Origin of the sequence: Cyclonatronum proteinivorum (assembly GCF_003353065.1) — a bacterium.
Taxonomy (GTDB): domain Bacteria; phylum Bacteroidota; class Rhodothermia; order Balneolales; family Cyclonatronaceae; genus Cyclonatronum; species Cyclonatronum proteinivorum.
Genome location: NZ_CP027806.1, coordinates 2822151 through 2835674, shown reverse-complemented (window position 1 = coordinate 2835674; position 13524 = coordinate 2822151). Strand labels below are relative to the sequence as shown.

General features: G+C 55.0%; 10 protein-coding genes. 4 read left to right on the top strand and 6 right to left on the bottom strand.

The features are described from left to right. Nucleotides 1-366: 366 nt before the first annotated feature. The 6 genes from CYPRO_RS10775 to CYPRO_RS10745 all read right to left on the bottom strand — a co-directional run bounded on the left by CYPRO_RS10775 (nucleotide 367) and on the right by CYPRO_RS10745 (nucleotide 10553). Nucleotides 367-3081 (bottom strand): sensor histidine kinase, encoded by a 2715-nt coding sequence (locus CYPRO_RS10775; protein WP_114984617.1) that lies wholly within the window; start codon nucleotides 3079-3081, stop codon nucleotides 367-369. Beyond that, nucleotides 3078-3296 carry a hypothetical protein gene (locus CYPRO_RS10770; RefSeq protein ID WP_114984616.1) on the bottom strand — a complete coding sequence of 73 codons (219 nt, stop codon included), beginning with the start codon at nucleotides 3294-3296 and terminating at the stop codon, nucleotides 3078-3080. The genes CYPRO_RS10775 and CYPRO_RS10770 overlap by 4 nt, the downstream gene beginning before the upstream one ends. A gap of 533 nt (nucleotides 3297-3829) precedes the next feature. Next, complete coding sequence (locus CYPRO_RS10765) at nucleotides 3830-4726, bottom strand: IS982 family transposase (RefSeq protein WP_114983194.1); 897 nt, start codon at nucleotides 4724-4726, stop codon at nucleotides 3830-3832. Between the two features lie 367 nt (nucleotides 4727-5093). After that, nucleotides 5094-7196 (bottom strand): dipeptidyl-peptidase 5, encoded by a 2103-nt coding sequence (locus tag CYPRO_RS10755; RefSeq protein WP_114985778.1) that lies wholly within the window; start codon nucleotides 7194-7196, stop codon nucleotides 5094-5096. A gap of 160 nt (nucleotides 7197-7356) precedes the next feature. Further along, on the bottom strand, nucleotides 7357-9555 hold the full coding sequence (locus tag CYPRO_RS10750; RefSeq protein ID WP_114984614.1) for a M3 family metallopeptidase: 2199 nt from the start codon (nucleotides 9553-9555) through the stop codon (nucleotides 7357-7359). A gap of 155 nt (nucleotides 9556-9710) precedes the next feature. Next, complete coding sequence (locus CYPRO_RS10745) at nucleotides 9711-10553, bottom strand: TIGR02757 family protein (RefSeq protein ID WP_114984613.1); 843 nt, start codon at nucleotides 10551-10553, stop codon at nucleotides 9711-9713. Nucleotides 10554-10716: 163 nt separating this feature from the next. On the opposite strand from CYPRO_RS10745, the gene CYPRO_RS10740 reads away from it, so the two are divergent. The 4 genes from CYPRO_RS10740 to CYPRO_RS10725 all read left to right on the top strand — a co-directional run bounded on the left by CYPRO_RS10740 (nucleotide 10717) and on the right by CYPRO_RS10725 (nucleotide 13523). Beyond that, complete coding sequence (locus CYPRO_RS10740) at nucleotides 10717-11427, top strand: sulfite exporter TauE/SafE family protein (RefSeq protein WP_114984612.1); 711 nt, start codon at nucleotides 10717-10719, stop codon at nucleotides 11425-11427. A 280-nt stretch (nucleotides 11428-11707) separates the two neighbouring features. Continuing rightward, on the top strand, nucleotides 11708-12187 hold the full coding sequence (locus tag CYPRO_RS10735; protein WP_240644738.1) for an EVE domain-containing protein: 480 nt from the start codon (nucleotides 11708-11710) through the stop codon (nucleotides 12185-12187). A 161-nt stretch (nucleotides 12188-12348) separates the two neighbouring features. Next, nucleotides 12349-12819, top strand: a complete 471-nt coding sequence (gene nusB, locus CYPRO_RS10730; protein ID WP_114984611.1) for a transcription antitermination factor NusB — start codon at nucleotides 12349-12351, stop codon at nucleotides 12817-12819. Nucleotides 12820-12845: 26 nt separating this feature from the next. Then, the gene (locus CYPRO_RS10725) at nucleotides 12846-13523 is read left to right on the top strand and encodes a metallophosphoesterase family protein (RefSeq protein WP_240644737.1); all 678 of its coding nucleotides are present in this window, start codon (nucleotides 12846-12848) and stop codon (nucleotides 13521-13523) included. Nucleotide 13524 lies beyond the last annotated feature (1 nt).

Sequence of the window (13524 nt, the reverse complement as noted above, 5' to 3'; positions counted from 1 at the left end):
TTAGGGTCGGATTTATAACTATGAACCCAAAGTAAAAAAAAATCCGCTTTGATACGTAGGAAAAGCGATTGCAACCCGCAATAAAAGACCAGGCCCCACACCCGCTGCCTGTTTTAACCAGCTATGTTTTTTTTGGGTAGAACGCCGTGAACATCAAGGCCCTTGGCGCTGGCTCGGTCACCCCAAATCGGCACGGGTCCCTTGCTTTTTTGCATGGTACACGATGGCAGGACGCAAATCGGGCAAATGGAATTGGGTTAATCCAGATTCTCAGCCGGGTCCATCGTAATCCAAAATCTGCCCAAATCCACACAAATCCCCGCTCAATCCCAAAAATATCCGCGTCCCATAAACGACAGACGATCATCAATCAAAAGGCAGCGTAATCCGGAAACAGGCGCCCCCATCCGGAGCGTCGGTCACAGCAACGGTGCCGCGGTGCAGGGCGACGATGGATTTCACGATACTCAGCCCCAGTCCGGTTCCGGGGATGCTCGCTTCGGTAGCATGACGGGCGCGGGAGAATTTCTCGAAAATCAGCTCGCGCTCGTCCTCTGGTACGCCGGGACCGTTATCGGTGACTTCCATCAGGTAATGATCCGGCGTTTTGCTGAGGTCCAGGCTGATGCGCCCGCCGGCAGGCGTGAACTTGGACGCGTTGGCGAGCAGGTTTACGATGACCTGTTCGAGCTGATCGGCGTCGGCCTGCATGGGCAGGTCACCGCAACTATCGAGATTGTGCCGGAATTCCTGTTGCTTCTCACGGAACTTATGTTCGGTAGCCTGCACGGCGTTATTTGCGATACGGCGAAGATCATCCTGTTCAAAGGCTGCATTCATCGCGCCTTTTTCGAACCGCTGCATGTCCAGAATCTGCGTGATGAGGCGCGAAAGCCGCTCCGTCTCCCGGGTGATGATGTCGAGAAACTCCCCGGCCTTTTCCGCCGGAATTCCGGGGTTGTCGCGCAGGATTTCGGTGAAGGCGCGGATGGAGGTGAGCGGCGTTTTGAGCTCATGCGTGACGGTGAACATGAATTCGTCTTTCATTTCATCGAGCTCCCGCAGGCGGGTGTTGGCTTCCTTCAGCTCGGCGGTTGTGAGCTCGAGTGCGGCTGATTTTTCTTCGAGCTCGCGGCTGTAGGCCAGCGCCTGACGTGTCTCATCCAGCATGGTCATGATTTGCTCCATACCAAGCGGCTCTTCCTGTGCGACCGATGAAACGACGGTCCGCGCCGAAGCCGATCCGATGACCCCGCCGAGCAGGGTTTCGGCATAGTTGATGAAGCTGTCCCCGTCTATACCCCGCTGCGCCTTCAGCGGATCGGCGGGATAAAGCTGTTCGTATTCTTCAAGCGCTTTGGCCGTGCGTTCCGGCCCGAGGAATCGCTGCATGATGTGGATGACGTCTTCGCGCGAAGCGGTACGCTGACTCAGGCTGCCCCGCAGTTGCTGCCGTCCCGGATCGAGGGCGTCCACAAACAGACTCGCCTGCGACAGCTCCGAAAGCCCCGGCCGGCTCAGCAGCGATACCCCGAAAAAGAGCAGGCTGTTCAGGCTGAGCGACCAAAAGGCCGCGTGTGAAATCGGGTCAAGCTGCGATACCCCGAACAGCGCATAAGGCTGGAGCAGGGGCAGGCCAAAGAGGCCGTTTTCGGTGATGCTGCTGCTCAAAACCTCCGCGGTTTCCAGCGTGGGCAGCACGAGGGTGAACAGCCAGATCCCGAAGCCGGTCAGCAGACCTGCGAGTGCGCCGTCGCGGGAGGCGCCCTTCCAGAAAAGTCCCCCGAGTATAGCCGGGGCAAACTGCGCAACCGCCACAAAGGAAATCAGCCCTATGGAAACCAGCGAGTAGCCCTGATCGAGAAAGCGCACGAAGGAGTAGGCGAGCAACAGAATAACAATAATGCTCACGCGGCGGATGAGCAACAGGAAGCCGGTCGCGTCGGCGCGGGCGGCGATGTCGAGGCGGCCCGAGCGGACAAGCGCGGGCACGAGCAGGTCGTTGCTGACCATGGTGCTCAGGGCCACAACCGCCACAATCACCATGCCGGTAGCCGCGGAAAGTCCGCCGATGAACGCGAACAGCGCCAGCAGACTGCTGCCCTCAAAAAGCGGGATGGTGATGACGAAAGTATCGGCATCCACGCTGCCGCCGGGAAAGAGGATGAGTCCGGCAAGCGCAATCGGAATCACGAAAATGTTGATCGCGAACAGGTAGAGCGGGAACAGCCAAATGGCTTTGAGGATGTGCTTTTCGGATACGTTCTCGACCACCGACACCTGAAACTGCCGGGGCAGGAACAAAATCGCGAACATTGAAATGAGAGTGAGCCAGAACCACTCGCTGAGGGGAATGGTGTCTTCCCCGAAGGAAAAGAGTTGCTGCAAACCCGGCTGCACCATGGCCTGCGCCCACAAATCGGTCGGGCCGTCGAACACGAACCAGACCACAAAAATGCCGACCGCGAGAAAGGCGACGAGCTTCACGACGGACTCAAACGCAATGGCGGCCACGAGGCCTTCATGCCGCTCGGTCGCGTCGAGTTCGCGCGCTCCAAATAAAATGGTGAAAGCCGCGAGGATGAGGGTCGCGTACAGGGCCGTATCGGTAAAAAGGGCGGTCGTCGCGGTGTCGCCCCCGCTGAGCACGAGGTAGGTGCCCGAAATCGCTTTGAGTTGCAGCGCGATGTACGGAATGATGCCGACTACTGTGATCAGGGTCATGGCCACGCTCAGGCGCGTACTCTTGCCGTAGCGGGAAGCCACAAAATCGGCAATCGAAGTAATGCGCTGTTGTTTCGCGATACGCACCATCTTGCGGAGCACGACCCACCACAGCAGCGCCATCAGGGTCGGACCGATGTAAATCGGCAGGAAGCCAACCCCGGACTCCGCGGCGCGCCCCACGCTTCCGAAGAAGGTCCAGGCCGTGCAGTACACGCCGAGCGAAAGCGCGTAGATGTATGGATTGGCGATCAGGCTTCGGCCCTGTTCCTTGCGGCGGTCGGCGTAGTAGGCAATCCCGAATAATACCAGCAGGTAAAGCAGAGATGCCGTCAGGATTATCGCAGGCTGTATCACGGGTCGGCCTCCGGTTGCTCGTCATCATCCGCGCCGGTCTTGCGAAGGATCAGCGCAGAAGCCGCAATCAGCGCGAGCCAGGCAAACATCAGAAACAGCGGCAGCAGCGCGGGCGGGTTATCGGGAAGGGTGAAAGCCGACAGCAAGGGGGCATTGAACAGCAGCATGCCGCAAATAAAAAGGAAAAGCAAAGCCGCAGCCGGTTTCGGTGACATGCTGTTTCGGAATTAAGCCTGATGGTCGAATAGAAAAAAATGTATGCTGAAATGAAAGTACTTAGTTCAGACCGAAATATAAAATGGAGGCTTTATGCCCCGCAGCGGAGTCGAAGGAATGCGGATTAATGGTTTGAGCGAAATTTGCGCGGGTTTTTATTCGGCATTTTTGCTGTTAGGTGCTCAGGATGTATCAGCTGCCCAAACCCCATCACCAGATCCTTCGACTCCGCCTTCGCTGCGCTCCGGCTCCGCTCAGGATGACAGGGGCATTTTCCAAAACCCCGGCGCGGCTTGCCGCGCCGTATGACGCGACACGCAGCCTGTCATCCTGAGCGAAGCGCAGCGGAGTCGAAGGATCTCGCATCGTAGGGCTCCGCAGCGTTGATCCATATCGGGGCCGGACAGCCGCAGGGGATCTCTCACATGAGACTTCGGTGGGCTGTCGGTGCAGGTCGAGTTCCCGTGGCTTTTATTGTGGCGTTGCCATGCCCCGCTGTTCGAGATGACTTGTTTTTTACCTGAGTTCGATTTTAAATCATGCTTAATTGGTTAGTATGAACGGATTCATACTTTATGGCGGGCTTTTTGGGAAAGAAGGAATAGGCAGCTAATCCCGACAGCAGGTTAGACAAAAAGTTAGCGAAAGAGCGATGACGGGAATGTTCAATTTGACACATGTTTTTGAGTTCATCATTTATGGTCTCAATAACAGATCTCTTTCGCAACAGGATTTTGTCATTAAGACTCATCAGGCAATTTTTCATATTCTTGCGTATTTGGGTAATCAGATGAATGCCGTCATCAAACAAAATCCTGGACAGTGCCGCTGAGATATAGCCTTTATCTGCATACATTTTTCCTGTAAAAGCTTTGATAAAGTTAGGATTTTTAAGGGGATCACGGTCGTCCATATTTCCCGGACTAATCAGGAAGTTGAGCAATTCTCCCTTATCATTGACAGCCAGATGAAGTTTAAATCCGAAGAAAAATCCTATTGAAGATTTACCCAACTGGCCAATGCCCTTGAAGACTTTATGGTTGGATATACGCTTGTTTTTGCACACACGCAGCGGAGTGGAATCTATGAATGAGATACCGGTGCACTTTCCCATACAGCACTCTTTGACAAATAATGCCAGCGGCAAATTGGCACCAGCCATAAGCTCAACGAAGCGATTATATGAAACGGTCTTGGGGAAAAGATGACACATGTGTACCTTGACATATTGAGTATAGAAGCACTTGATGGTGCGATATCCACTGTGATGAAACAGAATCATAATTGTGATCACCTCGCTGGTAGACAGATTTGGCTTTCGCTTGGGGGTATTTCCAAGCATATGCTTGGCCATTGAGCGATGAAAGCCGATGCAGAAGTTGTCAACCAGGCAGTATATTTCGGTAATTTTATTGTCGGATAATGTCATGACTTATTTTGCTATGTTGTTGTTATTGGTAGACTTAATACAGCAATTTGTTGTGACTTATCCGACATATAAATTGTGCTTTTTCAACAATTTGTCGATCAACTTTAGCCTAATTATTAATCGAACTCAGGTTTTTTGTTTTTTTTGAGGTGACCTTCTGTCTTCTGTCTTCTGTCTTCTGTCTTCTGTCTTCTGTCTTCTGTCTTCCGCTTTCCACCATCCGTCTTCCGATCCCCTTCCCCCGTCTGCGGTCCGCGGTCTGCCGTCCGCTGTCCCAACTTCGGGTACGCAATAAAAAAAGGGTGATGTGCCGCGGTGTTTGGTTTTGACCGGGGGCACATCACCCTTTAAAGTGGATGGTGATTGTTTAGCGGGGGCGGGGGCCGGGTGGGGCGTATTTTTCGGCCCATTCGCGGACCTGATGGTACCAGTAAATGGAGTTGTTGGGTCGCAGGATCCAGTGGTTTTCGTTGGGGAAGTAGATCAGGCGGGAATCGACGCCGCGGCTTTGGAGGGTGCGGAATAATTCGAAGATCTGCCCGACCGGTACGCGGAGGTCGTCCTGACCGTGCGTCAGGAGGGCCGGGGTGTTGAAGTTGCCGGCGAAGTAGTGCGGGGAGATGGCTTCGTAAATGGTGCGGCCATCGAAGTGTGAGCCGTCATCTTCCCAGTAGTTGCCGAAGCGTACGGTGTGCACGGCAAAGTCGGCGGCCATCTGTGAGTAGAGGTTGTACACCGGTGCATGAATGAGGAGGGCGTTGAAAGGATGTTCTTTTCCTAACAGTATGCTCGAGAGGTAGCCGCCGTAGCTCGCGCCGCCGGCAAACATGCGGTCGGTATCAATCCAGTCTTTTTCCATGAACCACTCTGCGGCACGGATGGTGTCTTCGTAGGGCTTGCTGATCCAGTCGGGGTTGATGGCGTCGGTGAAGTCCTGACCGAAGCCGTCGGAGCCGTGGAAGTTGTGCCAGGCGGTGACGTAGCCCCATGACGCAAAGGTCTGCGCGTTCCAGCGGAAGTGGAAGCCGTCCGTGATGGCGCTGTGCGGCCCGCCGTGAATAAGGAGGAAGAGCGGGTATTTCTGGCTTGAATCAAAGCCGGGCGGGTAGTGTACCCACATCTGAATGTCCTGTCCGTCGGCGCCGGTGTAGATGACGGATTCATAGGTGCCGAGATCGACTTCGGCCATAATGTCGTCGTTGATGGTGTCGATGCGGGTGCTGCTGCGCTCCGGGATGTCGAGAATGTGCAGCTGCGGCGGGTAGAGGAAGCTGTGGTTGAGCGCTGCAATGGTACCGTTTTCAGCTACATCAAGGGCGGGGTAATCCGTTGCGCCGGTTACGGGCAGCGGCTCAACGCCGGGAATGATGTGAAAGCGGAAAATGCGGCGTGTGCCGGCGTCAGAAACCGAGCCGAACAGGCTTTCGTCGTTTTCATCCCAGACAACGGAGCCAACAGAGCGGTCCCAGTTTTCGGTTTGGTTACGCACATTACCGGTTTCAACGGTGTAGATCATCAGATCATTGGTGTCCGCGTAGAAGCCGGGGATGCGGTTGCGGGTGAAGGCGAGGAGCCGGCCGCTGCGGCTGAAGCGGGGGTTTCCGTCAACGCCGATGTTATCCGGGGTGATGTTGACGGCTTCGATGCTGCCGGGTGCGACGCGGAACAGGTCGATTTTGGGATTGAGGTCGTCGCGGTTGGCGTCGCTCATAAAGACAACGAGGGACTCGTCCGGGTTCACATCATAGCTGCCGGCACCTGCTGAGGAGCGGGGCAGTTCGCGACCCGTGGGCAGGGTGATGTTGAGGGTTTCGCCGCCGGTGTGGTGAATCCGGAACAGGTGCGACTGACGTTCTTCATCGAGGAAGCGGTCGAAGGAGGCGAAGGGGAGGCGGTTCCAGGTGAGGCCGCTCATGTGGGAGGCATTGTCCTGTTTGAGACGCTCCGCCATTTCTTCCCAGCTTTTGTCGGGGAAAATGCTGGAGATGAAGTAAAGATGCTCGCCAACCCATTTGATGCCGGTAACGCCGGTCGGGATTTCGGTGAGGCGTATGGCTTCGCCGGGCTCGGTAATGGGGAGCACGTAAATCTGTGCGGCTTCGTCGCCATCGCGGCGGCTTACGAAGGCAAGATGACTGCCATCGGGGCTGAAGGTGGGCTGTCCGTCGGCGGAGCCGTGTCGGGTGAGGGGACGCTCGATGCTACCGTCAGCGGAAAAGAGCCATAGGTCGGTATGGGCGAGGTCGTCGGAGACGGTGTAGCGGGTCACCGGGGCAACGATCCAGCGGCCATCCGGGGAGATGACCGGGTTGCCGATGCGCTTCAATTCCCAGAGGCGCTCTACGGTGAGGGCGCGGGAGTCGTCGGCCTGCCAGGCGGGTGGGTGCGCTTCAAGCTGCGCAGTGCTGCTGCACCCCAGGCCAAGGGGGAGCAACGCAAACAAGATCATGGACACAAAGTAGCGTTTCATGGATGCATAGGGTTTGATGAAGGTTTTGGATGTGATGTTGTGTGGGGGAGTCATCCATCAAAAAAACAACCATCAGCACCTTTGCGGCTGCTGATGGTTGTTAGGGATGAGCACGAGGGGCCGCCCCGCAGGACGACATCCCCAGAAAAAAAAACGGCGCTTAGTTTACCGGCGTGGGGTCAAGACCGCGGCGACGCAGCAGGGCGTCAACGGTGGGATCCTGCCCGCGGAAATCGCGGTAGAGTTCCATCGGGTCACGGCTGCCACCGCTGGAGAGCACGGTGTTTTGGTAGTGACGGATGATCTCGGAACCAAGTCCGCCGCTTTGCTGCACGTACTCGAAGGCGTCGGCTGCGAGCACTTCGCTCCAGAGGTAGGCGTAGTAGCTTGCCGCGTAGCCGCCCGGCCATACGTGATTGAAGGTGCCGCTGGTGTAGCGCGGGGGTACGAAAGGCCAGTCCACGCCGTGACGCGCAAGGGAGGCGCGCTCGAAGGCTTCCACATCGGTCGGGATTTCTTGACTTGTGAGGGTGTGCCAGTCGAGATCGAGCAAGGCCGCGGCGATGTATTCAAAGGTGTCGAAACCCTGATTGAACTGACGCGCTTCAAGGAAACGGTCGAGCAAATCGAGGGGGATGGGCTCGCCGGTTTCGTAGTGGAGGGCGTAGTTGCGCAGCACTTCGGGATCGATGGCCCAGTCTTCTTCGTAGGTGGACGGAAACTCTACGAAGTCGCGCGGGGTAGCGGTACCGGCGAGGGAAGGGAAGCGGACATCCGAAAAGAGGCCGTGCACGCCGTGACCCATTTCGTGGAAGAGGGTGACGACATTGCTGAGGGTTACAAACTGCGGCTCGCCTTCGGGGGCTTTGGCGATGTTGAGCACGTTCACTACAACAGGGAGATCGCCTTTGAGGTGGTTTTGCACCACGTAGGAGCTCATCCATGCGCCGCCGCGTTTGCCTTCGCGGGCAAAGAAATCGCCGTAAAACAGGCCGATTTCGCCGCCGTCTTCGTCGAGCACGGTAAACACACGCACATCAGGATGGTACACCGGCAGGTCGAAGCGCTCTTCAAAAGTGACGCCGTACTGACGCTCCATCACATAGAAAACGCCGTCCTGCAGTACGCGCTCGAGTTCGAAGTAGGGGCGGATTTCGTTTTCATCCACATTGAACTGATCGGCGCGCACGCGTTCGGCGTAGTATTCCCAATCCCAGGGCTGGAGGTCGTCATCGATGCCGTCGGCGCGCATGAGGGCGATGATGGCGTCGGCTTCGGCGCGGGTGTTGGCTTTTACAGCGGGCAGCATGTCGAGCATGAACTGATAGGCTGCGTCGGGGTGACCTGCCATCTCGTTTTCGAGCTGGAATTCGGCAAAGTTGCTGAAACCCAGCATTTCGGCACGCTCGGCGCGCAGGGCCGCGATTTCGAGAATGATGCCGCGGTTGTCAATGTGTCCGTCATGGCCAAGGCCGCGGAAGGCGGAGGCTTCCCAAACCTTGCGGCGGGTTTCGCGGTTGGTCATGCTCGCGGTAACCGGCTGCCTTGTGGTGTTGGTGAGGGTGATCAGATACTTGCCTTCATGGCCGCGGTCGGCTGCGGCTTCGGCAGCTGCGCGAATGCGGCCTTCGCTCATGCCGTCGAGTTCTTCGCGGGTTTCGATCAGGACGGCGCGCTCGCGGGTGGTATTGAGCACGCTTTCGGAAAACTGCGTGGCGAGGGTGGAGAGACGTGCGTTGATTTCGCGCATACGCGTTTGCTGCTCCGCACTTAGGTTGGCTCCTGCGCGTACGTGGTTGCGGTACTGACGCGTGAGAAGGTGGCGGGATTCTTCGTCGAGCTCATCTACACTATCACTGTACATGAGGGTGCGGACGCGCTCAAAAAGCCGGTTGTTGAGCTGAATGTTGTCGGAATGCGCGGCGAGTAAAGGGGCCATTTCGCTTTGAATGGCTTGCAGCTCGGGGCTAGTGTTGGCAGAGCTCATGTTGGAGAACACGCGGGAGGTGCGCAGCAAAAGGGCGCCGGTGTACTCACGGGCTTCAACGGTGTTTTCGAAGGTAGGCGGTTCCGGATTGTTCGCGATGGCTTCTATCTCGCGAAGCTGTTCTTCCATGCCGCGCAGGAAGGCCGGTTTGTAGTGCTCGAGGCGGATGGCCGCGAAGTCAGGTGCCTGGAAGGGCAGGGTGCTGGGCGCGAAAAACGGATTTTCGGATTCGGTCATGTTCGTGGTCTGAACGGTTTTGGTTTCGGATGCGGCAGTGCCGGCCTGAGCGGCTGATCCGGAAATCAGCATGCCTGCCGCACAGCCCGCTATCAGGCTTGCCCGTTTAAGGAATTGCAGTGGTTTAGCGTTCATAAAGGTTTTTTGATCGTGAGGTTTTTCAGGACCCGCATTTCGCGTTGTATGGTTCGTGCAGGGTGCTGCTGAGCGGCGCAGCCGAAGTGCGGTACAGCTATATAAGGTAGGGTTTTCCCGTGATTCCGGCAACAAATGCAAGATAGTTGCAAGTGCTATGGAATGCGTTTGTTGATGATGATTTCTTCAGGTACCGTTATATCGGCTATGCCCAGTCCGAAGAGGGCGTAGTCGTAAACGGCGGGGTCGTCGGGGCGGAGCAAGCGCAGTTTTTTGGTAAGTTCCTGCACGGCTGCCCAGTCATTTTGCTTCCGGCCCAAAAGGCCCAGGCGGCGGGCGTGTCGCGCAACGTGCACATCGAGGGGGATCATCAGCTCTGAGGCCGGCATGAAGGTGTAAATGCCGGTATCGACTATGCTGTTCTTGCGGACGGTCCAGCGCAGGTACAGATAGAGCCGCTTGCAGCTGCTGCCTTTTTCACTGCTTGCAATGTGCTTCCGCGTACGCTGCGGACCGGTGTGATAGGCCATGAACCGCTCATGGAAGGTAGCGATGAGTTCGCGCTGCTGCGTGAGCGCCTGTTGCCGCACGGATTTCCAGAAGGCTTCGAAATCGCCGTATTCGTGCAGGATGCGGTTCAGAATGAGCACGAGGTGATGCACATCTTCTTCGGTGAAGGTTCGGTGTTTGAATCCGGCAAGGGCATCGCGGTCGGCTTCGGTATAGCTGCCGATGAAAACTGCCGGGCGATGCCCCATGCGTTCCATGAGCTCGCTAACCTTCGCAATCACAACATCGCGCCGTCCCCAGGCCATGATGGCTGCAAAGAAACCGGCAAGCTGCTTGTCCGTCACATCATCGTACGCGTGCAGAAAAAGAACGGGATCTTTATCGATATAAGCCGGGACTTCCACTCTGGTGATGATTTCATCAAGGAAGGGTTTCAGGTCGGGAATTCTTTTGAGGGCGATGGTACGGTGCCGGGAGGCTTTGGGCATGAAATGCGGGCGAGTGGGTGAGGTCAGTTCAGGGCGGTTTCCGAATAGGACGGGCTAAAATACGGAAAAAGAGAAAAGGGTAGGGGTGTGGTTTTTTTGATAGAATTAAGTTTTCAATATTCATATATTGGACTTGTATTTTATTTACACAGAACTGAACAAGATGGAACTCTATTTCGCAGGATTTTTATTCGGCCTTTTCGGCAGCATGCACTGTGTGGGCATGTGTGGGCCGATCGCCCTTGCGCTGCCGGGCAATGACAACAAAACTGCCTTTTGGATAGGTCGCATAAACTACAATATCGGACGCAGCTTCACCTATATGCTGATGGGAGGCGTGCTCGGGCTACTTGGCTTCGGCGTTTTTCTGGCCGGCTATCAGGAGCTCATTTCCATTGTGGCGGGCGGCCTTATCATTGCCGTCGCGGTTATTTCCATTGCTTCCGGTAAGGTGAACTGGATGCACCTGAAGCCGCTGTGGCTGCCAGTGGAGTCGCTCAAAAAGGGGATGGGTCGCATGCTCAGAATCAACAGTCCCGGCGGACTCTTGGGCGTGGGAGTGCTCAACGGCTTTCTGCCCTGCGGCTTTGTGTATGTGGCACTCGCGGGCGCGCTGGTGAGCGGCTCAGCACTCGATGGTATGATTTATATGTTCGCTTTCGGACTCGGTACCTTCCCGGTTATGTTTCTGGTTTCGGCTTCGAATAAGCTGGTCAGCCTTGATGTTCGGCTGAAGATGCAGAAAGCCGTGCCTTATGTGGCCATTGGTCTGGGCACGCTGCTGATCCTGCGCGGACTTGCCCTGGGAATCCCGTTTATTAGTCCGGTGTTGAGCGGCGATATGAGTAATGCGGGTGAGATGATGTGTCATTAAGGTGCGGAAGCTGAACGCCTGTCTGCATACCGCGGTGCTGCAGAAAAAAAGCAACGCATTCATCTTTGACTTGGGGTCTCAGAATTTGCCACGAAAGACCGTGATGTTCTCTGAGTTTCCCCCAAAAAATAAAAACATCGGCTTAGCGCAATGCCCGTGGCAGGGGTGGCGGGCTGAACAGCACACGCGCCGAACGCGCAGCTTTCTTTGCCTTGGGAAAATGCAGGTTTGGGGCTAAATTCCGCCGACCTTAAAATTTTCATCAAAAAGAGCGCAAAGCATGTCCGATAAAAGATACTGGCTCATGAAATCTGAGCCCGACGAATTCAGCATTGATGATCTTGCAAGCCGCGAAGATCAGACAACCTGGTGGGAAGGCATACGGAATTATCAGGCCCGCAATTTTATGCGTGACGATATGAAGGTGGGCGATAAAATCTTTTTTTATCACTCGCGCGCCAATCCCCTTGCGATTGTGGGCACGATGGAGGTGGCAAGTGAGCCGTACCCGGATCCGAGTCAGTTTGATCCGGAGTCGAAGTATTTTGATGCGAAATCGACCGAGGACAAGCCCCGCTGGATTCTGATTGATGTGAAGCTGATAAAGAAATTTGAGCGTCCGGTGCTGCGTGATGCCATTAAGGAGGAGCCGGAGCTGGCAGATATGATGCTGATTAAAAAGGGCAGCCGGCTGTCGATTCAGCCGGTTACCGAACAGGAGTGGCTTAAGGTGCATGAGATGGCAGGGGAGAAGCCGTAAGCTGCCGTAATTTGGTTATGAAAGGACGGAGCCGGTGGACTGTTTCTGGCAGTTGCCGGCTTTTTTTGCAATAAAGCCCATTGAATTGAAGGTAGTTTATCGCGGCTGTTTTCTCTATTTTATGGAGTTTATTTTTCAGTACATCCCGATACTTTTTTTGTATGACCCTTAACCGAAGAAAGGCCCGTGAAACAGCCATGATGGCGCTCTATGCTGCAGAGTTGAGCAACGACAGCCTTGAGCACATTCTGGAAACTGTCATTCATCCGAAAATGAAGGCAGATGAAGAACTGAATGAATTTTCGACGGCTCTTTTTCTGAAAACCATCCGCGACCGGGAGGAGCTCGATGCGATTGTAGGTGAGTTTGTGACCAATTGGGATATTAAACGAATTGCGACTATTGATCGCTGTGTGCTTCGCCTTGCTATTACCGAAATGATGGCTTTCGAAGAGATCCCGACCAAGGTTACGATTAATGAGGCGATTGAAATCGTAAAAAAGTATTCGACGGCAAAATCAGGTAAATTTATCAATGGTATTTTGGATGCGGCTTCTAAAAAGCTGGGTGAGCAAGGAAAAATTGTCAAAACCGGCTCCGGACTCATCACCAAAACGTTGCCGCGGGGCTGAAAGCTAACCCCAAAACTAACAAGTCATTGCGTTCTGAAAAAATTATTGCAATAGGAGATATTCACGGCTGCCCTAAAAGCCTGGCCGCGCTGCTGGGCAAGCTCTCAGCATACTCCGGTGCGACCTATGTTTTTCTGGGTGATTACATCGATCGCGGACCGGACAGCAAAGGCGTGATCGATTTGCTGATGGCTTTCCAAACCAAAGAGAAGTGCGTGTTTCTGCGGGGCAATCATGAGGAAATGATGCTGCAGGCCGCTATTGATGGTGATTCGAAAATGTGGACCGTAAATGGCGGCGACCGCACCCTGAAATCATTCGGCTTCCGAAGGTGGCCGGAGGACTTTCTGGCGTCTCACTACTACCCTTTCATCAATGAAACGCTGATGTACTATGATACCGAGGCGTTCATGTTTGTGCACGCGGGCATGAATCCGCATGTCAGCATTCAGACCAACTTCGAGTGGGATAATGTTGATAATTTTCTCTGGGAAAGGAGTCACGTGCGCGAAAAAGAGATTGAGTGGGAAAAGCCCGTGGTGTTTGGCCATACGCCCATGCGGGTACCCATGAATGAACCACTGAAAATAGGGATAGACACAGGATGCTGCTATGCCTATCACCGCCATTATGGAAAGCTGACCGCTGTTGTGCTGCCCGACCGCATTTTTATCCAACAACCTTATATCGATACTAATCTCTGAT